Raw genomic sequence first — 26,564 nt, 5'->3', positions numbered from 1 at the left:
AACACGGTCGGGATGAGAAAAACCAAATGAATTCCTTAGAATTGACCGAAGAGGATTTCGGTTCAGTTGAATCGATTTGGTCCGATTTGTTTGCACAAGCCAATTCTGAAAATCCATTTTTGTCACTGGGTTGGAATAGCCGTTGGGTCAGCTCATTTGGCAACACAACCAACACAAAAGTGCATGTGGTTAGGGAAACTGGGAACGTTATTGCGATCGCTCTCGTTGACCAATCGAAGAAATTGAAATTTCGAGCTGATCCCTTTTTCGCTGACTACGCGAACTTTCTTGTTCATCCTGACCACCCGGAAGCTGTAGCATTTTTAGTGGACAATATGGTTACACGGTCACCGTCAAGAAATGCCATTTTTGAACCGATGCGTGAAACCGAAGGCACCACGGCGCTTTTTGAAGCCGCATTGATCCAGAAGAAACTCAATTGGCGCAGAACGACAATTTGCCCAAATCCGGTCGTTAGCACTGAGCGTGATTTCTCAAGTTATCTGGCAACGCTGAAAAAGGGCCTTCGCCAAGATCTAAAGACGAGTTCAAATAATCTGAATAAGACAGGATCGTGGAGTTTTGTGGAAGCGACCAATGGAAATGTTGCCACGGAAATCTTCAAACGGCTGGTGAAGTTTCACCTCGCACGGCAGTCAGACAAAGCGGGCCACTCCATATTTGAAGAGACGGCCAACGTGGATTTTTTTCGCGAGCTATTACTAGATCCGCCTTCAGATTTTACTCCGCATATGTCCGCCATCGAACATGACGGAAAATTTGTATCAGCGGCCTATTCAATCATTTGTGGTAACACCTTCTACTATTGGATTCCGTCATTTGACCATTCTTACCGTTCCATTTCACTGGGCAAACTGCACATCAAGTGCCTGATCGAGCGGTGTTGTCATTCAAATATTGCACAATTTGATTTCATGGGTGGTGCGGAGGCGTACAAATATCAATGGGCGCCAGAAAACTATGATTTGCTAAAGTACTCGATATTTCGCTCCGCGCTTCAAGCCAAGACATATGACTTGCAACAAGCAGCAAAAAGAACGGGCAAGTCATTGAGGAACGAGTCGCCCGCTTTACAAAAAGTATGGCGTCGACTTTCGAAATTCGGCAAGAACTGATCTATGCAAATGATGAAAAAAAAGCTGAAACGGGCTTTAGCAGCAAGCTTTCCGACCGCATTGTCATCGGTGGGTCGAGCTGAATATGTACCGATTTTATGTTATCATAGCGTGAACGCTAGAGATAATGACGAGTGCGTCCCTCTTTCTCCAGAGATGTTTGAGGCTCATCTAGCGCATTTGGCCACGAACTATAATATTGTATCGTTTCGGGATGTCGTTGACCATTTTCGTTTGGGATCACCCTTACCCAAAAAGGCTGTAGCCCTCACATTTGACGATGGGTATCGTGACAATTTCGAAGTGGTGCTCCCTCTTCTGGGGAAATACAAGTGTCATGCCACCATTTTTTTGGTAACCGGCTTTATAGATGGGCAAGTCGATTTGATCGGAGATCCCGGATGGGAAGCGATGACTTGGGAGCAAGCGATTGCTATGGATCAGAGCCCCTTTGTCGAAATTGCAGCGCATACCGATACCCACCCCATTCTTTCATCACTTGATGAGGATATGGTGCGAACTGAAATATTGGTCTGCCGCGATAAGCTAGAGAAAAAATTGGAACGTATTGTCGACTTGTTCGCTTATCCAAATGGTCAAGGTGCAGACATTCCTCCATTCGCTCCGCGTCTTTTACAAGACGCGGGTTTCATCGGCGCTTGTACCACTTTCTGGAGAACAACCCACTTACCTAAACAACGCTATTTGTTGAACCGAATAATGATCAAACAAGATGACAACGATAAGGTTTTGGAGCTTAAATTGAGGGGAAAATACGACTACCTGTACTTCCTGCACAAAGCGACCGCTCTTAGAAAGTTTATCTGGAATGGGCCGGGTCTGTGGCGTTAATTTCAGCATCGAAATCCAGAGGGCTTTTTGATGAAACAGAGAAACCTCAGCAGCTCTTCCCAATCGAAACCCAGGCGATTATCCGGGATCGCTATGACTTTGCAGTTTCATTAGCCCAGAACCGACGAGTTCTCGAGGTTGGCTGTGGGGCTGGGCTGGGGCTGCGCTATCTCGCGGCATCCGCTCAAGATTTGAAATGCTTGGAATACAGTCAGGAAAACGTCGACTCGCTTGCTAATCGGTTTTCAGATTTTGCGGAATTGTATAAAGGTGATGCCCATGATATGCCTTTTGCAGCGGACCAGTTCGACCTAATTGTCGCTTTGGCGATGATCTACTATCTGTCGCTAGAGGCCTTCTTGAAAGAAGCAAACCGGGTTTTGGCTCAGGATGGAGTATTGTTGTTCTGTACAAGCAACAAAGATGTGCCTGGATTCGTCCCCGCGCCGTTCACCACCCAATACTATTCGATTCCTGAGTTAACCGCTTCTTTGATAGCGGAAGGTTTTGCGCCTTCGTTCTTTGGAGCATTTCCAACTGGGGATGGCTCATTGTTTAAACGGCGGGTTAAGTCGTTCCTAAAGACAGCAGTTAAGGGCACAGTCTGTATCTTCCCCGGAGGCAAAGCTCTTTGGCGCAGAATGCGGGAATCGACACTAAAAGATGTCGGGCCTTTGCCGGATGATGCGCAGGATATGCTACAATATTCCAGCGAAAGAGAACCCCTTCCCGGTGACAAAATTAACACAAACTACCGCGTCATATATGTTGTCGCGCGAAAGATTTGTGCGTGATTGTCGAGGTCACAGGCCCGAGCGGCGTTGGCAAAACGACATACCTTCTTAACCTCTTAACCAGGTTGGAAGATGCCGGATACGAAACAGGCGCCATTCACAGTGTAGCGGCTAACAAGCAGAAGAGTATTCCAACCACATTTGCGGATTTGGATGGGCAGAATGTTCAAACAGATTTGGCGGCATTGCCGTGGAGTATTTCCATCTGCGTAAAAAACCCAAGATTTTTCTTTTTCGCGATGAAGCAAATACTTTTTTCGAAGAGTCAGATAAATGAGAAAATCGCATTGTTGCGTAGCTTTGCGCGCAAGACTGGCGTGTATGGTTTCCTATCGCAGCGAAAATTTCGAAACCAAATTATTTGCGTCGATGAAGGCCTTTTTCACAGCGCCCATAACTTCCTGATATCGCCGACTGAAAGGGCGACCAAAGATCAAATAGCAACCTTCCTGCGTTTTTGCCCGCGTCCTGATGCACTAATCATACTGACGGATAGGGTGGACCAATTGGTAACAAACCAATTGGCTCGTGGTGACCTATCGCCTCGAATTAGGAATAGACAACAAGTCGCTACCTTTGCTGAGAACGCCTGGTTTCTATTTTCTGAAATCAGCGGTTCACCTGAACTCATGCATGCTGCATTAATTTTGAACGCCGCCCAAACGGAGCCGGATATGGCCTTGCAAAAAGGCCAAAATCTAATAACGGAAGTAAGAGAGTCGTTAGATCTCTGAGGTCCTTACATCGCTTTCTGCTTTTGGATTTGTTCCTCCACCCAATCATCTTGGATACACGTATGAATACATTTATTCTTTCCCTTTTTGATGCGTTTCACGCAGAAAAAATTTCCTATTGTCATTTCAAAAGCAACAACAACCTTGAACCTGCGCTTTGTGGTGTAGACGATCTTGATCTTCTGGTCGCTCAGTCTGATCGTGATAGTTTCATGGAAATTATTTCAAGCCGTGGTTTCCGAATGGCGCATGACAGGGGCGATAAGCCGACGCCGTTTGTTTTCCATTTCTTTGGTGTAGATCCTAAAACAGGTCTGTTTGTTCATCTTCATGTGTATTTCCGGATTATCACCGGTGGCTCAATTCTGAAAAACCACTGGATACGTGTGGAAAACATGTTTCTGGAAAGCGCACAACCGCGCGGTCCAAATGGGGTCTACATTCCCTCTGCCGAGGCAGATCTAATACTATTCGTTTTTCGGAAGTTTATTGAGCAACCGTCTTTGATTGAGCACTACTTGTTCTTGAAGGATTGGCCGAACATCAAGAATGAGCTGGACTGGCTGGTCGAACAGATCTCTGTAACAGAAATTCACCGTCTTTTGGATCATTGGTTTCCGTTTGTACCAACCGCGCTCTTCGATAAATGCCTTGGTGCTTTATGTGACGAGAGTTCGATATCCACACGTGTAATGCTTGGGCTGAAGATAAGAAAGCGTATGCAAGTTACGGTTTACAGTTCGTCCAAGGCGTCACTTCGCAGAGGGATGATGTTCTTTGGTGCCCATGCAAGGGGGCGCTTGGGGCTTATGAGAAATAACCGCACTCTGTTCCCCGGCGGTTTGTTGGTTTCTTTTGTCGGATCTGAAGCAAGCGGAAAATCAACATCGTCTCGTGAGGCAGTAAAATGGCTCGCAGAACGTTTTGATGTGAGCCATATCCATGTCGGTAAACCTAAGAAAAACTGGCGCACCAAACCGTTTTGGTTCGCAATCGGTATCTATTCCAGATTGAAGTCATGGGCAAAGCAGAAGAAACCGACCACCCAATCATCGACTAAAGAGCTAGCACGAATTTCGGCCAACTTACCTAACCCGATCATTTGCGTTTTAGATTCTTTTGACCGGAAATTTTGGCTAAAGAAGCATTATTCTCGCATGATGGAAGGGGGAATAGTCGTTACTGATCGCTATCCAAGTTTATCTGGTAATGGTCTCGACGGTCCGCGAATTGAGCCAAATACGGGCTATAAATCTCTACTCAGTCGTATCGAGCGAGCCAACTACGAGATGTTGCCCTCACCTGACATTGTATTCAAAATGATCGCCCCGTTGGAGACCACCCTTGAGCGCAATGCCCTGCGGGATTCGCCGGAACCCGGGCCTTTTGTTCGAGGACGCTTTGAGCTGGCCAAAAAACTCAATTTTCCACAAACCACGGTTGTTGAAATTGATACGACCGCTAACCAAGAAACTACGATTCTGATGATCAAGAATTGCATTTGGGCCGTCAAAGATGTGCGGGCCTAAGAAAATCGCCGAGATTACAGGATAGCAATGACTTTTCTCCAAAAACTATTTTCGACCAAATATGCTTGGCTGGTTGGCTTACCCGCAATTGTAAAGCGAGTATTGCTTTCTGTGGCGGACATAGTTCTTGTGATTTTAGCATATCTCGGATCGGTTTTGTTTGTCGAAGGTAGGCTAGACCACCACGACCTTTTCACGCCAATCCTCGTGCTGATGCTCCTGACAGCTTTCAGTTCGGCGCTTATGGGCATGCATAGAATTAAGCTGTTTGGATTCGATCTTGCGTCGGTTCGCTCCCTGGCTGCAACAGTCGCTTTGATTGGACTAGCCGCAGGCCTGCTATCACTACTTGGGCTTCTGGAAACCAATATTTCGGTAGCCGTGCTTTTTTCGATACTCTATTTTCTTATGTCTGTGGGCCTGAGGGTCGGATTGTTGCACGGTCTAACTCTGTTGCAGGCAAAGCCAGCCAACCGTGTACCGGTAGCAATTTACGGCGCTGGTTCTGCAGGGGTGCAACTTGTTGTAGCATTGAAACATTCCAACGAGTTCAAGCCTGTGGCCTTAGTTGATGACAAGCCGAGCCTGCAGGGGCTAGTTGTTAGTAATCTGCGAATTCAGCAACCTTCGGCACTAGAAGATTTGGCATCCTCGGGTCAAATCGTTCGGATCTTACTCGCGATGCCTTCGTTAAGCGCTGATAGCCGCAAGCTAATCGCGAAAAAGCTATCAAAGCTGGGTTGCGAGATTCAGACCCTCCCTTCATATCCAGAACTTATTTCAGGAGAACGTCTTTTCGGAAATTGGAAACCAGTTTCCCCTGAAACCTTTCTTGATCGAGAGGACATAAATTTGGGCTTGGTCGGTCCTAGGGATCACTACAAATCGAAAGTAGTAATGGTCACGGGTGCTGGCGGTTCAATCGGTTCTGAGTTGTGCCGCCAGTTGATGAGCTACGAGCCCTCTTGTATCGTTTTGTTCGAGCAATCGGAATTTGCCCTCTATTCTATCGAAAAAAGTTTGCAGGAACTATTTCCCGACACCAGCACAAAGATCTGTGCAGTACTTGGGTCCGTGATTGACCGGGCGCGCGTCGAGGAGGTTATTACCGGCTTCAAAGTAAAGGCGATTTTTCATGCTGCGGCATATAAACATGTACCTCTTGTTGAGCAGAACGAGATTGAGGGCATAAGAAACAACGTTCTCGGAACTCAAATACTGTGTTCCGCTTCAGTACGACTGAAAGTTGAGGGGTTCACTTTAATATCCAGCGATAAAGCTGTAAGACCAACGAATATTATGGGTGCCACCAAAAGGCTTGCGGAACTCATTGTCCAAAACTCCCAAGCAATTGAGAGCTCCACAATATTTGCGAGCGTCAGATTTGGGAATGTTCTTGGCTCTTCAGGTTCGGTTATTCCGCTTTTTGAGTCTCAAATAGCAACGGGCGGTCCAGTTACAATAACTGACCGAAGGGTTACTAGGTATTTTATGACCCTTTCGGAGGCGGCTCAACTCGTACTAGTTGCAGGAAGCTATGCACGTGGTGGTGACGTTTTCGTTTTAGACATGGGCGAGCCAATAAAAATCGTTGATTTAGCGACCCGGATGATCGAATTGCTCGGAAAAAGTGTCAAACGAGATAATTCAGATGGCTTCGGTATAGAGATAAAGGAAATTGGACTGCGTGCAGGAGAAAAACTTTACGAAGAATTGCTTATCGATCATAAAACCCTTTCAACACCACACAACAAGATTCTAAGAGCTGAAGAAACAACATTGCCTCCTGACGAAATTGAGTTGATGCTAAACGAATTGCATCCTATCGTTGAATCTAGCGATCACAAAGAGGCAAGAAAGTTTATCAAGAAATGGGTCAAAGAATTCAATCCCGAAAATTGACATATCTGTATCCCTTTATTATTTCACGTCAACATATCGGCTCAATGTCGAGCACCCTTAATCGAATAAAAAATAAGAAATCACAAAATGCCTGATCAAAAAAAGCTTTCTGTCATAGTGCCATGCCTAAACGAAGCGTCCAACATCGTGGATGCTTTGGACAAAATAGTTACTGTCTTAGGGACCGACATTCCGTATGAACTGATTGTAGTCGACGACCAGAGTGATGATGATACCCATAAGATCGTAAGTGAATATGTTTCAACACAGAATACGAAAAACATAACGATCTACCGCAAGGAATTTGACCGGCGCGGCTACGGCGCAGTCATCAAATATGGCACTGCATACTCTACTGGCGACCTCGTTATTTTTATTTCCGCTGATATGGTTGATCCGATTCACTTGTTGCCCGAAATGTATAAGTCACTCCACGACGGATACGATTTAGTGCAAGTTTCCCGGTATCTGTCAAAGGAAGATTCTAGTACGATCCCTTTCAAGTATAAGTTTTTTCAGTTCTTCTTTAGAATTTCAGTTCGTATTTGCCTTGGGAAAAAAATCCCAGACTCGACTTATTCGTTTAAGATGTTTGATAAGAGAAAGGTTCTAGCGCTCGGCCTTAGTTCAAACCGATTTAACATCAGTCCAGAAATCATGTTCAAAGCGATTCTCGCTGGATTTAAAATTCAATTCCTACCTGGAGCGCAAGGAACACGGGTCGGGGGTGTGTCAAAATTTAATTTCATAAAAGAAGGCCCCGGTTTCTCTTTATGTTTGATCAGATCCTTGCTTCACAGAAAAAAAATCGTTTTTTGGTTCTGATGTCGTAACAATGAAAACTACATCAAAAATTCTTGCAAATTTAGCGATTGCTGCCGCTGTTTTGTTTGCACTCAATTACTTCAAACTTCTGGACTTCAGCGCAATAACTCTTGAGCTGACAATACAGAATGCCGATCTAATTCTTTTGGCCATTTGTGTGCTTATCTTCGTTAATAGCTGCGCCGGTATCAGATGGTACATTATAGCACGCGCGTTGCGAATCGATGTGAAAATTGGTGAGGTTGTTGGAATAACACACCGGGCCGGTATGTTTATTTATTTCCTGCCAGCACAGTTAGCAGTGGATGCGCTAAGAATGGCAAAATTTCGGCAACGATCGCACGATTCGAGAATTGGCCGATTGGTTTATGCGACGATTTTGGACAAAATAGTCGCGTTTCTTTCGCAAGGTGTACTTTTCGTAGTGATTGGCTCGTTCTTTGTATTTGGGAGGACAATTGGGCTATCCGTGTTATCGGGGTTAATTCTGGTTCTTCTCATATTCACAGCAATTTCACGAACACCGTTCGTCATTCGAATTGCATCACAGGAAAAGTGGCAGGGCCTTTTCGAATTAGGAATCCATAGGTTCTTAATTTTGCTGCTGTTATCCGCAGCCCTAAATCTATGCGTAACTGGGGTTGTGTTTATATCAGCTTCAATTTTTTCCTTTAACATTCCTTATGTGGCAATCACCCTCAGTACGCTCGCTTCAAATCTTGCAACGATAATTCCGATCACTCCAAACGGACTAGGATTATCAGAGTTCGTTTTTGATTTTACCACCAAATCCATCGTCAGTGTTGAAACCACTGGTATCGCAATTGCTTATATAGGGTTCAGGGTTTTGAATCTTTGCTCCTATGTGATTGCTTCATTTCTCATCATGGTATTGACCCTAGGCAAGAGGTCACCAGCAATTTCATGAATGTCATTAGCAGTAAGAATTTTCGTTGGTTTGTTGTCGTCACCGTCTTTATCGGAATATTGCTGAGGCTATATGGCCTCAGCAATCCGTTGACAGAAGCTTGGAATATCAGGCAGGCACAAACAGCAATGATGGCACGGAACATTTTCCTTGACGGTGTTCACTTCCTGCCAACACGTTTGGATTTTTTTGGCAACTCCAGCGGCGACGTTGTGCTCGAATTCCCGCTAATGCACATGATAACAGCCTCGCTATACTGGCTGTTTGGTGTCAACGAAATATTTGGCCGCTTGGTAAGTCTAGGGTTTTTTGCACTTTCTTCGCTGATGTTTTTGCAATTGGCTTTGCTCTTTTTGTCGCGCAGTGGTGCACTTTGCGCTCTGATAATATTTACGATTTCTCCGTGGAACATTTTTCTGGGCCGCGCATTTATGCCTGAAGCAAGCATGATGTTCTTTTACTTGAGTGGGTTCTATCTTTTTTCCATTTTCCTAGAGAAGAGGAAACTTTTCTATTTGATTTTGGGAGTGATTGCACTTTGTTTAGCGCCGTTAACAAAGCCGCCGGCTGGACTCGTATTTCTACCTGTAATCACAAGCATTTTTTTCTCAAAGTTTCGTGGATCGACCAAAATTAATTTGGTAGCACTTGTACTTTTCTGCACGATTCCGTTTGCCGCTTGGGGGATTTATGCAAATTATATCAATGCTTCCAATCCCAATATCCCGAAAAACTGGGGAAACTGGTTGGACATCATTTATGGCCGTGGCGGAATTTTGGGTAACTGGCTTTCCTGGGATTTCTATCGAAATGTTGGTGGTTCAATAGTTGTGTTCCTGTTGACGCCGGTCTTCTTTATTGGAGCACTTTTGGGACTTTGGGTTGGAGCTGCTAATAAGAAGTTCATTCCAATTCAACACTGGCTCTTTGGGTGTGTGCTGTTTATTTTTGTTTTGGCAGGGGCAAATCGTGGACACCCATATTATCAAATTTTCCTTTTGCCGCCACTAGCTCTCTACTGTGGACTGTTTTTTGAACGATACAGTTTCAAGATCATCAACTTTGTTAAGAGTAAAAACGGAATTCTAGTAGTATCGGTAATATTAGCTGTGCATGTTTTTGGATACTATCGATTCTACCAGTATATGTACGACCCAAATCTGAGAATGCCAAATGCAATTCAAGCAGCAGGCATCATAAAGAAACATTTTCCTGAAAATAGATACGCTCTAATTCATCAAAAAAATGCGACATCTGGAGTGTTGGATTACTACATTGATGGAAATTCAAAACCGATTAAGATTGAGGATGAACAACAGGCGATTGAATTACTAATCACTGAAGTGTCGAATGGCGCAAATATTTTTGTTAGCATCAACACGGTTTATGGAAATTCGCTTCAAGAGTTGAGGAAAAATGAAGCGTTCATTTTACATTTGGAAACTGCAGGAGAGCTTGTCTTTGAGGGAGATAATCTTATTGTCTACGCGATGAACTAAGAGCTAAGTTGGGTTGAAACAGCGGCCTTTTGACACCCGAAATAATAGTATAGAGAGTGCGGCAACACGCCAAAGATTGGCCGGCGCGATTTTGTAACCGTAATTGGTGCAAAACGACACATGAGTGCCGTTTTGGTAGCTAAGAAACTGTGCTGCAATTTGGTTGGAGACACTATGGAAATTCAAGCGATAAAGATTAACGTTATCAACCCGATCGTTCTGATATTGATTTTCTCTTACATTTTTTCCAATTATATCTCCGTATTGTTTGGTTTAAATTTGGGGTCATTTCTCAGCTTGGCTCTATTACTAGTGCTGATTTCAAAATTGGGATTAGGGAACTATAAAGTTGGCCGCCCGGAGGTCATTTTTCTTTTGTTTTTGATTGCGACCTCAAGTTCACTTCTAATCAGTCAGGATTATATTCTTATTCTGCCAAATCTTTTAGGTTACCTTATCCTTTTAACTGTGATTGCCAACCTGCGGTTAACAACGACGTTCCTACTACGTATACTGTCCTGGCTGTTAATTTGTATTAGCATTCTAGCATTGCTTGTTTTGGTGAGCATAGCCATAAACTTTGATATAGGCGGCTTGTTGGGCCCTTTTTTGGTCGAATATCAGTTCGGAGTCCCTGTCGTTGTTGCTGGAAAAGGGAATCCGAATGCAGCTGCCGCTGTGTTTATGATAGGACCGCCGATTTGCTTTTTATTGTTGAGGTTGCGGCAGAGCCCTATGTCGAGAATTAGTGTCGTTTTATGTCTTGCGCTTTGTCTAACATGTTTAACACTTACTTATTCAAGAAGTGCTATTGGCGGGTGTGTGGTGTCCTGCACGTTAATCTTGCTAATCAGCAGGGAAAATCCAAGAAAAATGTTCTCATTCGGGATAAAGACAACCTTCATCTTCGCCATATTATTCGTTTTCGCTCTGGTAGTTTATACAGCTGTAATCACAATTTTGACACAAAATAACCAGATTGTCAGTAGTGGTTCAGTACTAGGAAATAAGATTGAGTCTTCATCAGTTCGGAAAGAGTTAGTTCAACAGTTTATTCCAATGCTTTTTGAAAAACCAATATTTGGCATTGGTTATGGGAATGCCAAAATTGTCTTTGGGCGGATTACTGGCCAAAACATTAGTGCTCACAATATTTTCATAGCGACTTCGTTGGAGTTTGGGTTGGTAGCCGGCGCATTGTTTATAGCTACTTTATATTCTGCTACAGTCGGTGCTTTTAGGCGGTCAAAATCACGGGTTGGTTCGGATAAACTGATATTGGCTTCTCTAGCATCGGTAGCTGCTGGAATGATTTTTCATGGGATGTTTCATGAAATATATATATCATCCGTTTTTTGGTTAATTGTGGCGCTTAGCATTAACGCGGGAATGCCTAGAAAGAATCCCTCTCATGACTGATTTGCACCGCGGGCCTCTTCTATTTATTTGGGTCGACCTAACAGGTGCACCCGATTCACAACCCTTGACCCCTCTGACATTAGATTTTTCTAGCTTTTGGTAAAATGGCAGGGTTAATCAGTAGGCATTGGATCAGCCAATACAAAATTGATAAAAGTCCCAAAGATCAATTTGTACAATCACTGGTTGTGAGGTTAGGAGTTGTTCTGATAGCTAGGAGCTAATTGTATGGATACAATATTCTTTGTCGTCTCCAAGTTAGTCTGGTTTGCTTTCCGACCAGAAAACTTTTTGCTAGTAGTGCTTCTGATTGGTTTGTTTCTAATTAGAGGCAAGCATTCCCTGATTGGGAAGTTGTGCCTCAGAGCGGTTTTAGTGATGTCAATATTGATAGGTACATTCCCTGTTGGGGAATTATTGCTACGTCCGCTTGAAGCACGCTTTCAAAGCAACCCCAACTTAGATAATATAGCTGGGATAATAGTACTTGGCGGCGCGGAGCGAGAGGAAGTTTCGAAGTTCTGGGGAATACCATCCATAAATGAAGCAGGGGATCGATTTTTGGCTGGGATAATTCTTGCCAAGCGCTTTCCTGGAGCAAAAATTCTTTTCACTGGCGGCAGCGGCAAGATCGCATCCGAATTAGATGGTAACGCCGATGTTGCCAAAGCAATATTTGTAAGTTCCGGTATAGATGAAAACCGCCTGTTACTTGAGGGTAGAGCTAGAAACACTGCCGAAAACGCGAAATATTCCCTAGCACTATTAGACGGCAAAAATGTTGGGAATTGGGTTCTAGTTACCAGCGCCTTTCATTTACCCCGTTCAATTGGAGTATTCTGCAAAAATGGATGGACTAGTCTAACTCCATATCCAGTTGATCATAGAACGGCAGGCTACAAGTTTCGAATAGGTTGGGACTTTGCGGATAACCTCAATGAATTGAATTTTGCCACAAAGGAGTGGCTAGGGCTTCTTGCCTATAGAATAACCGGAAGAACTAACTCTATTTTTCCTTCAGAATGCTGAATCAAACCGCCGCTTTGTAGTCATAAACTTTTCCGAAGCCTGTCCATGTGAAGTGGGCCTACTTTTCTGGGCAGGTTTGCGGCTAAGTTAAGGTGTATCAGGTTTGTTTATCATGCCGCTTTTTCATTTCTTTGCCTTCAAAGTATGCTTCGCCCGGCGTTCGTTTATCAAGAGCCGTGTGGGGGCGGTCAGTGTTGTAAAACGTGATCCATTCGCCGATCACCCGCTCTGCCACAAAGCCATCAGTCAGTTCACGTAGGTAAACCGCCTCCTGTTTTAGGGATCGCCAGAGACGTTTGATAAAGATGTTGTCGAGATACCGCCCACGCCCATCCACGGATATTTTCACGCCTGCCTCGGTCAGTGTGGTGATCGATACTGCGCCGGTGAACTGGGAACCTTGATCCGTGTTCATGATCTCTGGTGGGCCGTATTTGGCAATCGTCTCATCCAACGCTTCCTTGCAGAAGCTGGCGTCCATAGTGTTTGATAATCGACCTTTATCTCAGCCGACGATTTGGATAACGCATAAACTTTTTTGGAAAGTCTAGGGAAGAGCCTTGGAATCTTGCGGTATTAGGCCTCGATTATAATTAAAACATACGCATGGCCGTAAACTATGACTAATCTTAAATTTTGGATATTTGGATATTTTAACTTTATTTCCAAATATTATGCTGTGAAAACCGCAAGTACCTGGAAACAGTCTCTGCATTTGACCATCCACCAGCGCGCATGATGGCTGCTAAGTCATAACCTTTGATCAATAAGTCCTGCGCAGCGCCAACACGCAGCGAGTGCCCCGAAACGTCCAAGTCACTAGGCCGCTTGCAGCGCTTCACTTTCACTACGCTCTTTTTGATAATTTCATTTACGTTTCTGTCGCAAATAGCTCGATCCAAACACTTCCCATGATTTATAGCGCAAAAGACTGATTCAATTTCTTTAGGTTTTTGACGAAACCACGCCCTTAACAATTTAGCGCTTCGTTCTGAGCCAAAGACAAGCCGACCACGTCCATACTGGTCGGTTTTGCTTTTTCTAATCATTCCTTTCAGTGCGCCGTCCTTTGTGAACTCTAAGTCCGTTGTTCGGAGTGCGACGAGTTCTGATCTTCGAGCAAGGAAATCATAGCCCAGAGAGAGCAGCGCTTTGTTGCGTATCGCTGCGAGCGTATTTGGTTGTGCATCAATCATTTTCAATAAGAGATCATGATTTATGCCAACGGCTTGCTGTTGATCTAGGCATTTAGAGCGCTTAAGGCGGCGGATAGTAAGGTAGATTTCTTCGGTTTGTGTCTGGTCCTGGTGCCCAAGGAGCTTGTTGATACGCCTAAGACATGACAGCCGCCGTCTGATTGAGGCGTAGCTGTAGTCAGGGGCCATTGTGTCAATGTACATGCGTGTACCGGCTGATGTGAGTGGAAACGGCTCTATGTTTTTTTCACAGCACCAATCGACAAATGCATTGGTGTCTGTGTAATATGATTTAAGTGTATTGGGGGCATATGCACCGTTATTTGTGCTAAAGGCTTCATTAATACGTTTTTGCAAATAATGCGACATATGTCGTAAAATGCGCCATAAGGTAGCAAATGTCAATAGTGCATTTTTCACAAATCAAGATGGCACGAAGTGCGCTAGGCTGGTCTACTCAGAAGCTTTCCGAAGAAAGTGAAGTCAGTTCAAGAACATTAAATCGCATGGAGACATTAGAAGGTTTTTCTTCAGCTACAAAGGCTAACTTAAGCATTGTGCAAAGAACGTTTGAAGAAGCCGGCATCGAATTTATCGGCCGCGCAGATGAGGGTCCAGGCGTTCGGCTCTGGAAGAGATAAATACCCTGAAGTATGAAATAATTATTCTTATGAATATTTACAATCAGACCGCAACATAAAACCTACATATTGTTGTAAATTGCGAAAATATGCTATGGCGGGCACTACATATAGGAGTCCACATGACACAGAATCAACACCTTCTCCCAAGTGACTTTGGTCTGAACAGTTTTCAAGAGTTGATCTATCAACTTCCCAAGAAAGCGGGTGATCACCTTGATTATTTAGATGCATTTCGAGATGCGCTTTTAACTGATCTTGCCCCAATCCGACCACATGAGGCCGTCATGGCTGAAAACCTCGTCATGGTCGAATGGGATATTTCCCAAATCGTCATGCAAAAGAGGCATATCGCGCGGTCAGCCATCTTCGATGAAATCACCAATCAATATGTGAAGGTTGCCAAGAAGGCTTTTGATGCTGAAAAGCGCTTGGAGCGCTTAGAGAATAAGCGGCGCTTTGGCGATAATTATGCGTCACGATCGTCTTTCGAAAAGCCAGAGCCTTTTGACCCACATGAGGCAAAGTTACAGGCAGGACGCGTGATTGCGCAATTGAAGTCTGGTAAAGCAGATCAAATCGCACAAGCCCAGGAACAAATCAAAGTGGACCTTTTATCTCCAGAGACCGTCTTGGCTGCGGTGGACGAAACTGGGTCGAAGTATAGAGATCTTGATGACGCGCTCGCAGATTTGGAAAAACGACGTCGTCTTCTCGTAGTTGATTATAATAATTTACAGAACGCGCGTGCGATTGATGTGACGGCCGCAGAATGATAGTTTCCAACTACGATCCTATTTTTGATTACATGCATGACGAGCTGCATAAGGCAGCTCTTTCACAAGCTCCTCCAACGGGCGCAAAAGCCGCTAAGAAAAATGCGCAAAAGCATGGCGTAACAGCTGACCTTGAACCTAAATCGGTGTGTGAGTGGTATCGCGTGATCGTTGGCGACCCTAACGACACGTTGCCCCTCATGGAGACGAGCAATTATATGCAACGCCTGGCGCTTGATTTGGCTAAGACGGAGGTCCGGCTCCGCCGCGTTTTGCAAACGATCGCAGAATTTGATGAAGGGCGTGACCCGTTGTTTGAAGAGCGCGCAAATCTGTTGCATGACTATGCCCTCTATCTAGATTTGGGCTCCAAGCGTAGTTTTGATAAATGGACTCGGGATGGATTTAAACTGTTACTGAGGGCTGTAAAGATGGATTTAAGGATGGTAGACAGGCAAATTAATAAACGTACCCGTCTGTTAGACCGATACAAACGCGAAGCGGTGTCAAAGCAGCGTAAGGCTCAGAAAGTCTGGTGCGACCAATTTAAGAGGGACTAAAACTCCAAATCCCGAAACGAAATTTTTCACAACCAAAAGGCGAAATATTTACAACTGGATAGTCAAACGCGATGCTTCCGAAACTGACGATAGAGCAACGCGAGCACAAGTCCGAGCCCCACACCTGCGATATCCACAATCCAATCCTGCATATCCGAGCTGCGTCCAAAGGAAGGTTGGATGACCTCTATAAGGCCGCCAAAGACACTTCCACCAACAAAGATGGGGATCAATCCAAAGCGGCCTGTACGAGCGAGTGGAAAGACCAGAGCTGCGAAGGCAATGAGATGCACAAGTTTGTCGGTGCTATCTGGCGCTGGGGGCGGCTGATTGATGGGCCAAAGCATGGCCACTGTCAAAACAGTCGTCACTATTAATGTAAGCGGGATATCGAGGTACTTGCGCATGTGAACCGCGTATAGGCGCTGGGCTCATAACACAAGGAAAAGCTATGATTTTGGAGGTTCGCGGATAGAGCGAAAGGCGCGCCTCATCAGGGGCTTGGGGGTTCCGATAAGGGCCAGGGTTCCGGCTGGTGATTTTCAGACACTTGCATTTGATTTCCCCAATCAATTGCGTTATAACATTTGTTATAAAATTCTGTAAGATTGGATGAAACTCGATGACTGCGCTCACAATTAAATCTGTTGGTAATTCCGCTGGCGTTCTATTGCCGAAAGAAATTTTGACCAAACTCCGGGTCGATAAAGGGGACGTCTTGCATGTTATTGAAACGGAGAACGGCATTGAGCTTACTCCCTATGACCCTGAATTTGATGCTCAGATTGCGGTTGCAGAAGACATCATGCGCGAAGATCGTGACATCTTGCGAAAACTGGCTAAATGACGGAACCGATCTGGATCAATTTGCGCGTCATAAAGGCCTTTCATTATCGGCAAATCAATGAACATGGTGGACTACCGGGGCTTCGTGATGAGGGATTGCTTTTGTCTGCCTTATCACGGCCCGAAAATTCCTATCATTATTCTGACCCAAAACCAGACGTAGCCGAACTCGCTGCCGCCTACGGGTTTGGGCTAGCGAAAAATTATCCGTTCAATGATTCTAATAAACGCACGGCATTAATCGCAATGCGCCTGTTTTTGAAGTTAAACGGATACGATTTAGCAGCCTCACCTGAAGCCAAGTATAAGACCATTATTCGCGTCGCTGCGAGTGATATCAGTGAAGATGAACTCGCGCAGTGGATTAGGAAAAACTTGAAAGAGATAAAAAGTTAAACCCACGTAATAGTCATTTACTTCAGGGGCTTGGGTGTTCCGATAAGCATGGTTTCGTGGAACTCGGCACAGTTAAGACCCGCGAAGTAAATTATTTCAGAGAGTATGTTTGAAAACATAATAAGGTAGTACTAACCTTATCAACTTTCGTCCAAATATTATTTTGGCGAGGGCAAGCAAGGAAATGTGTTAAACTTGTTGAACTAAATTGCGTTAGGCAAGTTTGTAATGGTGGGGTCATATGAAAATAATTCGTTGAGGCTAAGATTGGAAACATCATTGCGCTACTAGATAAGTGTGTGGAAAAAGATAAAAAACTGCGCAGTTTATAACTAAGCCAATGCCCCTGACTTTAACATGAAGATGTTGATTCATCTGGTTTACAAAAGATAAAAAGGTAAAAATGGTATAGGGTCACTACTTTCTTAAAGATTTACAAAAGTTGATTTTTCGGTGGCTTATACAGTGCGCTATTTAGTTAAAAACGTTGCTAAGGTAGGCTGGGCATAAAAGTGTCTCCGTCGTTTAAGGACAATCATAATTTCCACCTTATAGTCTTGTGGTGCTATCAAATTTCAATTTTCGTAGCTTGAAGCGTGCCTTCAATTTAGTAAAATGTTTTTTGTCGAAAAAAATTCACCAAGCAATTCTATAATCACTGTAACTAATCAAGGCAAATTAATAGGGCCAAGGTTAGTAGGCACTTTAAAGTCAGCAATACAAGCAATACATGGGAGGATAGCTAGAGGCGCAGTAATTAAAATCACAATTCTGTTAGAATGAATAATATAGTTAAGAAAATGATTTGTTTAAACTCTGCAATTATTGCGCCTTAGGTCGAGAATTTTATTACTTTAATCTACTATTTTAAGATGTTCACGATGGATTTGGCATATTTGGTTTGGTGCTTGTGAAGCAAGTATGACCAGGAATTTTTTTCTTCCAATTGCTCGGTGTAACAACCATGAAAAAAACTAGGGCATCGCGCAAATCAATTTTCAACTATGGCAAAGACCTTTGTCAAATTGTTTAAGACATGAACATTAAGGGTAAGCAGTGAAAAAGTTGTAATGTCTCTCATATGTTGCCTTGGTGTAAAAATTAGAATTAGTGTCTCGACAAGCATCAAGTTTTTATAACCGCTGGTTTGTCGAGATGGCATAAAAAGATTAATATATATGTTTAGACGTTAGATAAGTTGATACTATATGCCTTTGGAAACTGGTGTAATTTACAATGATTAAAGAGAGGGAGAACTATTTGAAAGACCTTAAAATTATAAAGCCAAGACGCTACCCAGACAAGAGAGGTTTTTTTGCCGAAGTCTATAGTAGGATAAAATACTTGGAGTTTGGCATTGATGTTGAGTTCGTGCAAGATAACCACTCACTGTCCAGGGAAGTTGGAACATTACGGGGTCTACATTTCCAAGCTCCCCCTTATGCCCAGGCGAAGTTGGTTAGATGTGGAAGGGGCGCGATTTTTGATTTGGCAGTCGATATCAGAAAAGGCAGCCCAACTTATGGCCATTGGGAAGGGTATGAGTTGACGGCTGATAATGGTCATCAACTATATATTCCTGCCGGATTTGCGCATGGCTTTCTAACACTCGAACCCGATAGCGAGATCGTGTATAAGTGCTCTGAATATTATGCACCGGAGACCGAAGGATGTTTGCTTTGGAATGATCCAAGTGTCGAAATTCAGTGGCCATTGAGAGGCAAGCCTTTTCTAAGTGATAAAGACCAAAGCGCTCTGTTATTGAAAGATTTTGATAGTCCATTCCTGTATGGAGTTAACTCATGAAGATGCTTGTAACTGGTGGGGCTGGATTTATTGGCTCTGCTGTCGTTCGTATAGCTATTGAGCGGGGTCATTCCGTGGTGAATGTCGATGCACTCACCTACGCGGCTTGCTTGGAAAATGTGGCGACTGTTGCAGACCATCCGAATTATTCATTTGAAAAAGCGGACATCCGAGATCGCGGTGCCCTTGATAATATTTTCAATAAGCACAGGCCAAACGTAGTCATGCATCTTGCCGCTGAGTCCCATGTTGATCGATCTATCGATGGACCAGCGGATTTCATTGAGACCAATGTGACGGGTACATTCAATATGTTAGAAGCAACTCGTTCATATTGGATGGCTCAAAGTTCTCCTCAAAGTTTCCGCTTTCACCATATCAGCACAGATGAAGTCTTTGGCAGCCTTCCAGATAATCCAAACATCAAATTCACTGAAGACACACCATACGATCCCCGAAGTCCTTACTCTGCCTCAAAAGCAAGCTCCGATCATTTAGTGCGGGCTTGGTATGAGACATATGGGCTGCCAATAGTTCTAACAAATTGCGCAAATAATTATGGGCCTTACCATTTTCCAGAAAAGCTCATTCCGATTGTGATACTTAACGCTTTGGCTGGAAAGCCTATACCGATTTATGGAAATGGCAGCAACGTTAGGGACTGGCTTTACGTGGAAGACCACGCAGATGCTCTTCTTCTTGTTCTTGAGAAAGGGCAGGCTGGCCGAAGTTACAATATTGGTGGAGAAAATGAGCGCACTAATCTAGAACTTGTCGAAACACTGTGTTCTATCTTGGATAGACTTCAGCCAAAAGCTGAAGGCAAGTACTCAGAACTCATCAACTTTGTGGCCGATCGTCCAGGACATGATGCGAGATATGCAATCGACCCAAGCCGGATCAAAGAAGAACTTGGATGGAGTCCCTCTGTCACAGTTGAAGCGGGATTAGAGAAAACAGTCAGTTGGTACTTGGACAACGAAGCTTGGTGGCGACCACTTCTTGCACGCCAAGGGGTTGGTAAACGACTAGGAAACAAGACATGATTTTGGTTTTTGGTAAAACAGGTCAGGTGGCTCGCGAACTCCAAATGTTAACTGACATTGTGGCATTAGACAGATCGCAAGCAGATCTTAAGGATCCACAGGCCTGTGCAGATGTTATCAAGCAATATGAACCCATTGCTGTTATAAATGCTGCTGCTTACACAGGAGTCGACGAGGCAGAGAGTGAAGAAGAACTGGCCAACCTGATTAATGGCGCGGCCCCCGGCGCAATGGCAAAAGTCTGTGCTGAACTGAATATCCCCTTTGTACATACCTCGACGGATTATGTTTTTGAGGGGACTGGCGAAACGGCTTGGCGAGCTACCGACCAAACAAACCCACAAAATGCTTATGGAAGGAGTAAGCAAAAGGGTGAAGAAGCCATCAAATCATCTGGTGCAACTTACGCTATATTACGTACATCCTGGGTCGTCTCGGCCCATGGTAATAACTTTGTAAAGACAATGCTGCACCTCTTAAAGACACGAGAAAGTTTAACCGTTGTTGATGATCAAATTGGTGGCCCGACACCTGCACGGGATATTGCAAAAGCCTGCGTAGAGATTGCGCACCAATTGATCAATGCGCCTAGCAAGTCTGGTATTTACCACTTAAGTGGAACTCCGGATGTCAGCTGGTACAGTTTTGCCAATGCAATATTTGAGCAGGTAGGACGGGAAACCATTGCACTCCCCATCCCGACATCCGAATACTCAACGCCTGCTAAAAGGCCGCTCAATAGTCGATTAGATTGTAACTCGACAGAAAGTATATTTAATATCTTGCGCCCCAGCTGGCGGGAGGGGTTGGAAAATATTTTAAGAGATTTGGAGAAAGAAAATGAAACAGCGTAAGGGAATTATACTTGCAGGTGGCTCTGGAACACGACTGTATCCTTTGACCATAGGTGTCTCGAAGCAGCTGTTGCCTGTTTATGATAAGCCCATGATTTATTACCCTCTCTCTGTGCTCATGCTGTCTGGAATTAGAGAAGTTTTAATCATATCAACACCGGAAGATATTGGACAGTACGAGCGTGTTCTGAGTGACGGAAGTCAATGGGGTATCAGTCTGAGCTACAAAATACAGCCAAGTCCAGATGGGCTGGCGCAAGCGTTCATACTGGCGGAAAAGTTTTTAGATGGCGCACCTTCTGCCCTAATTCTTGGTGACAACATATTTTTTGGTCACGGTTTACCCGAAGTTTTAGCGGCAGCTAATACAAAATCAAACGGCGCAACCGTTTTTGGATATCATGTTACCGACCCTGAGCGTTATGGGGTTGTCGGTTTTGATGAGGCTGGGAAAGCTACTTCAATCATCGAGAAACCAGAGGTTCCAGCGTCGAATTATGCTGTAACTGGACTATATTTTGTTGACCAGACAGCGCCAGAGAGAGCAAAACAGGTAAAGCCATCCGCTCGCGGTGAACTAGAAATCGTGGCAGTGTTAAACAGTTTTTTGAAAGAAGACAAACTAACCGTGAAACGCATGGGACGTGGTTTTGCTTGGCTTGATACTGGAACACATAGCTCTCTTCTTGACGCGGGTAACTTCGTTAAAACACTGACGGAACGACAGGGACTACAAATGGGTTCTCCAGAAGAGGTCGCTTTTCGTCGTGGCTTCATTGACGAGGGCCAACTAGTAGAGCAGGCGGAAAAGTACAATAAGAATTCTTACGGTGTTTATTTAAAAAATCTAAATTCGCAGCCTGAATAAACATTTTTATGAAATATTGAGCCGAAATAGATAGCGCTGCAAGCGCTTTCTATCGTCATAGTAATACTGTTTCATGCAGGAAATAAACTTTTTAGTGACGGCTTTATAAGGTGGAAAAGTTCGGAATTTTTTTACAGGCATTATTTTCGATAGCTTAAGATTCCCAATTTATAGGTTCACTACAGGGACAAAAAGTTATTGTTTTCGTCTCTAAATTTTTCCGATAAACTTTTTTAAGGCAATTAATAGATCTTATTTTCTTGACTATCTATTTTATGGTTGAATAAGAAATTTTCTAGTGCTGACTATTATTGCGAGCGTATAGAATGCCTTGTTGAATTCAGTACACGAATTTATCGGAAGGAGAGGTTTAATGCCCAATTTCGTCGCGTTGCTTGGCACCAAGGGCGGCCCTGCGATTTATCCTGGTTCAAATATGCCGACATCTAACCTCCTTGAGATGGATGGGCAAAAAATTGTTATTGATTGCGGCTTAGGGGTTTCGCGCGGTCTCACCAACCAAGGCATGCACCTAAAGGAACTAAGTTTAATTTTCATTACACATTTACATTCAGATCATTATCTTGAGCTTGGTCCGCTTTTACACACTTCTTGGACAGCGGGGCTTAAAACCAAGGTTGATGTTTATGGCCCTGCGGGTCTAGATGTTTATTGGCAAGGTTTTCTTGCGTCTATGAAAAGCGATATCGAGTTGAGAATAGAGGATGAAGGACGCCCCAACATACGAGAGTTGGTGCGCTTTCATATAATAAACAAGTCTGATGTGCTTACTCTTGGGGATTTGCATGTCTCGGCGTTGCGCACACTGCACCCGCCCTTGACCGATACATTTGCCCTGTCATTTAAATCTAAGACAAACCATGTTGTGTTTGGTGGTGACACTGCATTTATGCCTGAGCTTGCGGAGTTTGCAAAAGGGGCAGATTTACTTATTCACGAAGCAATGCTGGAAGATGCGATCATTCCTTTGGTAAAAATGGTTGGCAACGGCGATGACCGATTACTAAAGCACTTGTATGCATCACATACATCAGCGTCGGATGCAGCCAAAATTGCGAGCATGGCTGAGGTAAAAATGCTAGCTCTTAATCATCTCATCCCAACGGATGATCCTAATTTCACAATGAAACATTGGCAAAAGGCCGTTGAGCCTAATTGGACAGGTCAATTTTTCTTGGGCGCTGATGGCTTGCGGATTGATTTGGACGTATAAACTAAAAGAGACAAACTAGGATTGGGTGTGAGAAGCCATAGTCGATGGGTTCAGCAATAGTTAGTGTTGTTTTCAATAATATACTGAGCAGCCTAAATTTTTTAACGGGGGTGGTATTTAGCGGGCTAACTGCTCCTGACCATCGTTTACTGTTGAAATCAAAAAATTTAGCTTGTAGTAATTTAAATTCACATCTTTGCTGCTGATTTCAATGATTTATATTCTGTTAACTAAAAATTATTAAAGTTTTGAATATAAATTTTTGTAGCAATAGATGAGAAGCTCATATGACTGAAATAAACCCTGTCCTTTTGGCCGGAGGCTCAGGTACCAGGCTATGGCCACTTTCAAGAAAAAGCCATCCAAAGCAATTCTCTTCCATAATCGGCGACAAAACTTTGTTTCAAAACATCGCGCTATGTTTAAGTGAATCTGACCTGATTTCCTTTGCTAAGCCGATGATAGTTACGCACCAAGATCTGCATTTCACTGCGAGTAGGCAATTATTAGAGGTTGGTGTTGAGTCTGGGCCAGTTTTCATAGAGCCTGAAAGGAAAAATACAGCACCAGCTATCCTAGCAGCTGCAATATTTGCAGTACAAAACAGTATGGATCCTGTTTTGCTCATTAGTCCTTGTGACCATGCCATCTCTGACCCCGTTGCCTTCCACTCAGTTGTAGCAAAAGGTTTACCTTTCGTTGAGAAAGGACGCTTTGTGACTTTTGGCATCTATCCTGAGAGAGCTGAGACGGGTTACGGGTATTTAGAATTAGAAACTGTTGACGCCAGGGAAGCCAATCGGGTCGTCAATTTTATTGAGAAGCCTGACGCACAAACGGTTCAGAATTTTATAGAGTCAGGCCGCTACCTATGGAATTCTGGCATCTTTCTATTTCGAGCAAGCGACATGATTTCGGCTTTTGAAAAGCATGCCCCTGATCTCTTAAAGCAGGTAACACTTGCCGTTGAAAACTTGCGCGAAGAACGAAAAACTATTCGAGTGGACCCTGAAGCATGGGCGCAATGTGAAAATATCTCTATCGATTACGCGATAATGGAAAAGGTTGATAATTTGGTAGCTATTCCGTTTCTAGGAGGATGGTGCGATTTGGGTGGTTGGAATTCTATCTGGCAAGAACTTAAACCTGATAGTAATGGTATTGTATGTTCAAAAAATTCCACTTCAATAGATTGTTCAAATGTACTTCTTAAATCTGACAATGAAACCCAGCACTTGGTTGGGTTGGGGCTCAACAATATTATCGCCGTAGCGATGCGCGATGCTGTTCTAGTCGCCCACAAAGATCGCGCTCAAGATATAGCTGAAGTGGTTAAACAGCTTAAAGAAAAATCAATACCTCAAGCTGAGGTGTTTCCAATAGATTATCGCCCTTGGGGGTGGTTTGAGACTTTGACAAAAGCCAAACGTTTTCAAGTCAAACAAATTTTTATTTACCCAAGTGCGGCCCTAAGCCTCCAAAGTCATCATCATAGATCTGAACATTGGATCGTCGTTCAAGGGACTGCAAAAGTTAGCATTAACAGTGCAGAAAAAAGCATCTTCGAGGGCGAGTCTATTCATATTCCTCTTGGTGCGGTGCACCGTGTGGAAAACCCTGGGAAGGTACCATTGATACTTATTGAAGTACAAATAGGTTGTTATCTCGGCGAGGATGATATTATTCGATACAAAGATAAGTACTCACGGGTTTAATTTGCTCCACTCTTTTCATTTCAAAGCCTAAAGCCAGTTCAGCAAACGCAATGGTTCTTCAAGTACTTAAATATCTTTTGGAACAAGAACCCGAAGAGGTTTTTCCCCCAATGTTAGTATCACGGGAAGCTCGCCTAAAAACTCGCCATCACCGTAGACGAGCTTTGACCAAAAGTCTTTGGTTTCGCTGTCAATCTGGCATTGCGCAAAATGACTATTTTTCACTTTCGGGTGAGCAAGGTGCTTACCAGAAATTGCTTTATTTAGAAGGTTAATAGCCGACAACCTGTTCACTGCGCCTGCAGATAAAATATTAAGTAAATTTGGCTCTTGTCTCGCATGCGGTGCAATGAAAATACCACCTCCCGTGTATTCAGTTGCTGCGCCTGCAATAATTAAATTATTCTGGCTGGTCTTTTGTCCATCTATAACCAATTGATATTTATGGCACTTTAAGTTGATAAAACTGAGTAATGAGGCCACAGAGTACAATAGCTTACCTTGCAGCAATGGGATTTTTGATGCGCGAAAAGCAGCTTCACTGAGAAGCCCAACACCAGCACATGTTAATGTAATCCTCGAGTGGTTTGAAAAATCCACTTTTACATATCTTGCGTGATGCGTGATACCATTTTTTAGGGCTAAAACTGTATCGTTGGCGGTATTAATTTTCAAAGACGCCGCAAAATCGTTTCCACGCCCAAGTGGTAGCACAGTCATCAATCCGCCCGTTTCAACAGCTTGCCGTGCAACGATGTTCTGAAGTCCATCACCGCCGCATGCTACAACTACTTCGCCTCTCAACATTGCGTCTCTTGCAGCTTGGCCAGAGTGTTCTGGTGAGCTAGAAACCAATACACTTGAGCTGCTTAGGTTTGCAACTTCTGCAATCAGCCGTTGCTTTGCTGACAGGCGCATCTTTCCGGACTTTGGGTTTATCAAAAAAAGAGATCTGACACCTTGCTCCATCAACTCCTGCCTTTTCGCGACCAGATTCGACAGTTAAGATAACTAAAAGCTTTTGAAATAAAAGGCTTTTAATTGCATTATTGATGTATGATCAGAGTAATTTTTCAGTCTTTTTAGAACGTTAGGATATAATTATCCTAATTGTATAACCTCATAAACATTGGTCCATGCTTGCAAAATCGCTTTGGTTACATTGGAAAATCCACAAAGCATCACAGATGGTTTTTACTTCGGAGAACTCAATCAAACAGTTGCTTCAAGCGCATGTATGATTGGAGAGAAGTCAGCTGGAGCTAGGCTAGCACCTCCAACCAAAGCGCCATCAACATTTTTAAGCGCGAAAATTTCATCTGCATTATTTGCTTTTACAGATCCTCCATAGAGTAAGGGTACATTATTGGCCAAAGGGCCCAACCTTTCGAGTAATGTGCTGCGGCAGAATGCATGCGCTTCAGCGATTTGTTCCCGTGTAGGGATTTTCCCAGTGCCAATTGCCCAAACTGGCTCATACGCAACAACCAAGCGAGCAAGATCAACCTTATCTGGAATGGAGGCCTCTAATTGGGTTTCTAAAACGTTGAGCGTTTCCCCTTTTTCCCGCTGTTCAAGTGTTTCTCCAATACACACAACGGCTGTTAAGCCTGCATTCTGCGCTGCAGAAGTTTTTGCACAAACCATAGCATCTGTTTCGCTATGGTTTTCTCTTCGCTCCGAATGGCCTAAAATGACGGCTGTTGCGCCACAATCTGCGATCATTTGGGCGGCAATATCCCCCGTGTGCGCGCCCTTTTCGGCCGAATGGCAATCCTGAGCTCCAATTTTTAAAGACCCATTAATTTCACAGGCTTTCTGCAATAAAGTGGCCGGTGGGCAAATCATTATATCAATGCGTGCACTTGCATGCGCGGTGGCCAATTCTGTAATGTTTTCAAGTGAAACCCGAAGACCATTCATTTTCCAATTTCCAGCCACCAATTTTCTCATTTTTTGCCTCATATATTTTTTACTTT

The 26,564-nt window shown here is 43.8% G+C and carries 26 protein-coding genes; 21 read left to right on the top strand and 5 right to left on the bottom strand.

Features of this window, described 5'->3' with window-relative positions; all coding sequences use genetic code 11:
• The first annotated feature begins 26 nt into the window (after positions 1 to 26).
• The 11 genes from GN278_10770 to GN278_10720 all read left to right on the top strand — a co-directional run bounded on the left by GN278_10770 (position 27) and on the right by GN278_10720 (position 12,647).
• Complete coding sequence (locus tag GN278_10770; protein ID XAT61181.1) at positions 27 to 1,136, top strand: GNAT family N-acetyltransferase; 1,110 nt, start codon at positions 27 to 29, stop codon at positions 1,134 to 1,136.
• A gap of 3 nt (positions 1,137 to 1,139) precedes the next feature.
• Positions 1,140 to 1,988 (top strand): polysaccharide deacetylase family protein, encoded by an 849-nt coding sequence (locus GN278_10765; GenBank protein XAT61180.1) that lies wholly within the window; start codon positions 1,140 to 1,142, stop codon positions 1,986 to 1,988.
• Positions 1,961 to 2,782 carry a methyltransferase domain-containing protein gene (locus GN278_10760; protein ID XAT61179.1) on the top strand — a complete coding sequence of 274 codons (822 nt, stop codon included), beginning with the start codon at positions 1,961 to 1,963 and terminating at the stop codon, positions 2,780 to 2,782. The genes GN278_10765 and GN278_10760 overlap by 28 nt, the downstream gene beginning before the upstream one ends.
• A complete protein-coding gene (locus GN278_10755; GenBank protein ID XAT61178.1) occupies positions 2,779 to 3,516 on the top strand; it encodes a hypothetical protein in 738 nt (245 codons plus the stop codon). Before GN278_10760 ends, GN278_10755 begins: the two co-directional genes overlap by 4 nt.
• A 62-nt stretch (positions 3,517 to 3,578) precedes the next feature.
• Entirely contained in the window at positions 3,579 to 5,045 is a 1,467-nt protein-coding gene (locus tag GN278_10750; protein ID XAT61177.1) for a hypothetical protein, read from the top strand.
• 27 nt (positions 5,046 to 5,072) lie between these two features.
• Entirely contained in the window at positions 5,073 to 6,947 is a 1,875-nt protein-coding gene (locus tag GN278_10745) for an NAD-dependent epimerase/dehydratase family protein (GenBank protein ID XAT61176.1), read from the top strand.
• Between the two features lie 87 nt (positions 6,948 to 7,034).
• Entirely contained in the window at positions 7,035 to 7,772 is a 738-nt protein-coding gene (locus tag GN278_10740; GenBank protein XAT61175.1) for a glycosyltransferase, read from the top strand.
• A 10-nt stretch (positions 7,773 to 7,782) separates the two neighbouring features.
• On the top strand, positions 7,783 to 8,700 hold the full coding sequence (locus GN278_10735; protein ID XAT61174.1) for a hypothetical protein: 918 nt from the start codon (positions 7,783 to 7,785) through the stop codon (positions 8,698 to 8,700).
• A complete protein-coding gene (locus GN278_10730; GenBank protein XAT61173.1) occupies positions 8,697 to 10,199 on the top strand; it encodes a phospholipid carrier-dependent glycosyltransferase in 1,503 nt (500 codons plus the stop codon). The genes GN278_10735 and GN278_10730 overlap by 4 nt, the downstream gene beginning before the upstream one ends.
• Before the next feature lie 120 nt (positions 10,200 to 10,319).
• Positions 10,320 to 11,618, top strand: coding sequence for a hypothetical protein (locus tag GN278_10725; protein XAT61172.1), 1,299 nt, complete (start codon positions 10,320 to 10,322; stop codon positions 11,616 to 11,618).
• A 228-nt stretch (positions 11,619 to 11,846) separates the two neighbouring features.
• Entirely contained in the window at positions 11,847 to 12,647 is an 801-nt protein-coding gene (locus tag GN278_10720; protein ID XAT61171.1) for a YdcF family protein, read from the top strand.
• 97 nt (positions 12,648 to 12,744) lie between these two features.
• Here the strand turns inward: GN278_10720 and GN278_10715 are convergent, their stop codons facing one another.
• Complete coding sequence (locus GN278_10715; protein ID XAT61170.1) at positions 12,745 to 13,128, bottom strand: transposase; 384 nt, start codon at positions 13,126 to 13,128, stop codon at positions 12,745 to 12,747.
• Positions 13,129 to 13,306: 178 nt separating this feature from the next.
• Positions 13,307 to 14,263 carry a tyrosine-type recombinase/integrase gene (locus tag GN278_10710; protein ID XAT61169.1) on the bottom strand — a complete coding sequence of 319 codons (957 nt, stop codon included), beginning with the start codon at positions 14,261 to 14,263 and terminating at the stop codon, positions 13,307 to 13,309.
• Positions 14,264 to 14,606: 343 nt separating this feature from the next.
• On the opposite strand from GN278_10710, the gene GN278_10705 reads away from it, so the two are divergent.
• Together GN278_10705 and GN278_10700 are read left to right on the top strand one after the other, a co-directional pair.
• On the top strand, positions 14,607 to 15,260 hold the full coding sequence (locus tag GN278_10705; protein XAT61168.1) for a hypothetical protein: 654 nt from the start codon (positions 14,607 to 14,609) through the stop codon (positions 15,258 to 15,260).
• Entirely contained in the window at positions 15,257 to 15,820 is a 564-nt protein-coding gene (locus GN278_10700; GenBank protein XAT61167.1) for a hypothetical protein, read from the top strand. The genes GN278_10705 and GN278_10700 overlap by 4 nt, the downstream gene beginning before the upstream one ends.
• A gap of 62 nt (positions 15,821 to 15,882) precedes the next feature.
• Here GN278_10700 and GN278_10695 read toward each other — a convergent pair whose 3' ends face one another.
• Positions 15,883 to 16,227, bottom strand: a complete 345-nt coding sequence (locus GN278_10695) for a hypothetical protein (protein XAT61166.1) — start codon at positions 16,225 to 16,227, stop codon at positions 15,883 to 15,885.
• 215 nt (positions 16,228 to 16,442) lie between these two features.
• On the opposite strand from GN278_10695, the gene GN278_10690 reads away from it, so the two are divergent.
• The 8 genes from GN278_10690 to GN278_10655 all read left to right on the top strand — a co-directional run bounded on the left by GN278_10690 (position 16,443) and on the right by GN278_10655 (position 24,585).
• Positions 16,443 to 16,667, top strand: coding sequence for an AbrB/MazE/SpoVT family DNA-binding domain-containing protein (locus GN278_10690; protein ID XAT61165.1), 225 nt, complete (start codon positions 16,443 to 16,445; stop codon positions 16,665 to 16,667).
• Complete coding sequence (locus GN278_10685) at positions 16,664 to 17,062, top strand: type II toxin-antitoxin system death-on-curing family toxin (protein XAT61164.1); 399 nt, start codon at positions 16,664 to 16,666, stop codon at positions 17,060 to 17,062. Before GN278_10690 ends, GN278_10685 begins: the two co-directional genes overlap by 4 nt.
• Positions 17,063 to 18,298: 1,236 nt before the next feature.
• Complete coding sequence (rfbC, locus tag GN278_10680) at positions 18,299 to 18,868, top strand: dTDP-4-dehydrorhamnose 3,5-epimerase (protein ID XAT61163.1); 570 nt, start codon at positions 18,299 to 18,301, stop codon at positions 18,866 to 18,868.
• Positions 18,865 to 19,914 (top strand): dTDP-glucose 4,6-dehydratase, encoded by a 1,050-nt coding sequence (gene rfbB / locus GN278_10675; GenBank protein ID XAT61162.1) that lies wholly within the window; start codon positions 18,865 to 18,867, stop codon positions 19,912 to 19,914. The genes rfbC and rfbB overlap by 4 nt, the downstream gene beginning before the upstream one ends.
• The gene (rfbD, locus tag GN278_10670) at positions 19,911 to 20,768 is read left to right on the top strand and encodes a dTDP-4-dehydrorhamnose reductase (GenBank protein ID XAT61161.1); all 858 of its coding nucleotides are present in this window, start codon (positions 19,911 to 19,913) and stop codon (positions 20,766 to 20,768) included. Before rfbB ends, rfbD begins: the two co-directional genes overlap by 4 nt.
• Positions 20,755 to 21,636 carry a glucose-1-phosphate thymidylyltransferase RfbA gene (gene rfbA, locus GN278_10665; protein ID XAT61160.1) on the top strand — a complete coding sequence of 294 codons (882 nt, stop codon included), beginning with the start codon at positions 20,755 to 20,757 and terminating at the stop codon, positions 21,634 to 21,636. Before rfbD ends, rfbA begins: the two co-directional genes overlap by 14 nt.
• 373 nt (positions 21,637 to 22,009) lie before the next feature.
• Positions 22,010 to 22,870, top strand: coding sequence for an MBL fold metallo-hydrolase (locus GN278_10660; protein ID XAT61159.1), 861 nt, complete (start codon positions 22,010 to 22,012; stop codon positions 22,868 to 22,870).
• A 287-nt stretch (positions 22,871 to 23,157) separates the two neighbouring features.
• A complete protein-coding gene (locus GN278_10655) occupies positions 23,158 to 24,585 on the top strand; it encodes a mannose-1-phosphate guanylyltransferase/mannose-6-phosphate isomerase (GenBank protein ID XAT61158.1) in 1,428 nt (475 codons plus the stop codon).
• Positions 24,586 to 24,651: 66 nt separating this feature from the next.
• On the opposite strand, the gene GN278_10650 is transcribed toward GN278_10655, so the two are convergent.
• Together GN278_10650 and GN278_10645 are read right to left on the bottom strand one after the other, a co-directional pair.
• Positions 24,652 to 25,554 (bottom strand): hypothetical protein, encoded by a 903-nt coding sequence (locus tag GN278_10650; GenBank protein ID XAT61157.1) that lies wholly within the window; start codon positions 25,552 to 25,554, stop codon positions 24,652 to 24,654.
• A 243-nt stretch (positions 25,555 to 25,797) separates the two neighbouring features.
• Positions 25,798 to 26,550 (bottom strand): triose-phosphate isomerase, encoded by a 753-nt coding sequence (locus tag GN278_10645; GenBank protein XAT61156.1) that lies wholly within the window; start codon positions 26,548 to 26,550, stop codon positions 25,798 to 25,800.
• Between the last annotated feature and the right edge of the window lie 14 nt (positions 26,551 to 26,564).

Source organism: Rhodobacteraceae bacterium Araon29 (assembly GCA_039640505.1).
Taxonomy (GTDB): domain Bacteria; phylum Pseudomonadota; class Alphaproteobacteria; order Rhodobacterales; family Rhodobacteraceae; genus CABZJG01.
Note: the sequence above shows the minus strand (reverse complement) of the source record. Positions and strands in the feature narration are given on the sequence as shown.

Coding starts and splice junctions, on each gene's coding strand:
- GN278_10730 (XAT61173.1), top strand. CDS start 8,697: ATGAATGTCATTAGCAGTAAGAATTTTCGTTGGTTTGTTGTCGTCACC.
- GN278_10725 (XAT61172.1), top strand. CDS start 10,320: ATGAGTGCCGTTTTGGTAGCTAAGAAACTGTGCTGCAATTTGGTTGGA.
- rfbC (XAT61163.1), top strand. CDS start 18,299: ATGATTAAAGAGAGGGAGAACTATTTGAAAGACCTTAAAATTATAAAG.
- GN278_10655 (XAT61158.1), top strand. CDS start 23,158: ATGACTGAAATAAACCCTGTCCTTTTGGCCGGAGGCTCAGGTACCAGG.
- GN278_10690 (XAT61165.1), top strand. CDS start 16,443: ATGACTGCGCTCACAATTAAATCTGTTGGTAATTCCGCTGGCGTTCTA.
- GN278_10740 (XAT61175.1), top strand. CDS start 7,035: ATGCCTGATCAAAAAAAGCTTTCTGTCATAGTGCCATGCCTAAACGAA.
- GN278_10720 (XAT61171.1), top strand. CDS start 11,847: ATGGATACAATATTCTTTGTCGTCTCCAAGTTAGTCTGGTTTGCTTTC.
- rfbA (XAT61160.1), top strand. CDS start 20,755: ATGAAACAGCGTAAGGGAATTATACTTGCAGGTGGCTCTGGAACACGA.
- GN278_10645 (XAT61156.1), bottom strand. CDS start 26,550: ATGAGGCAAAAAATGAGAAAATTGGTGGCTGGAAATTGGAAAATGAAT.
- rfbD (XAT61161.1), top strand. CDS start 19,911: ATGATTTTGGTTTTTGGTAAAACAGGTCAGGTGGCTCGCGAACTCCAA.
- rfbB (XAT61162.1), top strand. CDS start 18,865: ATGAAGATGCTTGTAACTGGTGGGGCTGGATTTATTGGCTCTGCTGTC.
- GN278_10660 (XAT61159.1), top strand. CDS start 22,010: ATGCCCAATTTCGTCGCGTTGCTTGGCACCAAGGGCGGCCCTGCGATT.
- GN278_10685 (XAT61164.1), top strand. CDS start 16,664: ATGACGGAACCGATCTGGATCAATTTGCGCGTCATAAAGGCCTTTCAT.
- GN278_10745 (XAT61176.1), top strand. CDS start 5,073: ATGACTTTTCTCCAAAAACTATTTTCGACCAAATATGCTTGGCTGGTT.
- GN278_10735 (XAT61174.1), top strand. CDS start 7,783: ATGAAAACTACATCAAAAATTCTTGCAAATTTAGCGATTGCTGCCGCT.
- GN278_10650 (XAT61157.1), bottom strand. CDS start 25,554: ATGGAGCAAGGTGTCAGATCTCTTTTTTTGATAAACCCAAAGTCCGGA.
- GN278_10765 (XAT61180.1), top strand. CDS start 1,140: ATGCAAATGATGAAAAAAAAGCTGAAACGGGCTTTAGCAGCAAGCTTT.
- GN278_10750 (XAT61177.1), top strand. CDS start 3,579: ATGAATACATTTATTCTTTCCCTTTTTGATGCGTTTCACGCAGAAAAA.
- GN278_10715 (XAT61170.1), bottom strand. CDS start 13,128: ATGGACGCCAGCTTCTGCAAGGAAGCGTTGGATGAGACGATTGCCAAA.
- GN278_10705 (XAT61168.1), top strand. CDS start 14,607: ATGACACAGAATCAACACCTTCTCCCAAGTGACTTTGGTCTGAACAGT.
- GN278_10695 (XAT61166.1), bottom strand. CDS start 16,227: ATGCGCAAGTACCTCGATATCCCGCTTACATTAATAGTGACGACTGTT.
- GN278_10770 (XAT61181.1), top strand. CDS start 27: ATGAATTCCTTAGAATTGACCGAAGAGGATTTCGGTTCAGTTGAATCG.
- GN278_10700 (XAT61167.1), top strand. CDS start 15,257: ATGATAGTTTCCAACTACGATCCTATTTTTGATTACATGCATGACGAG.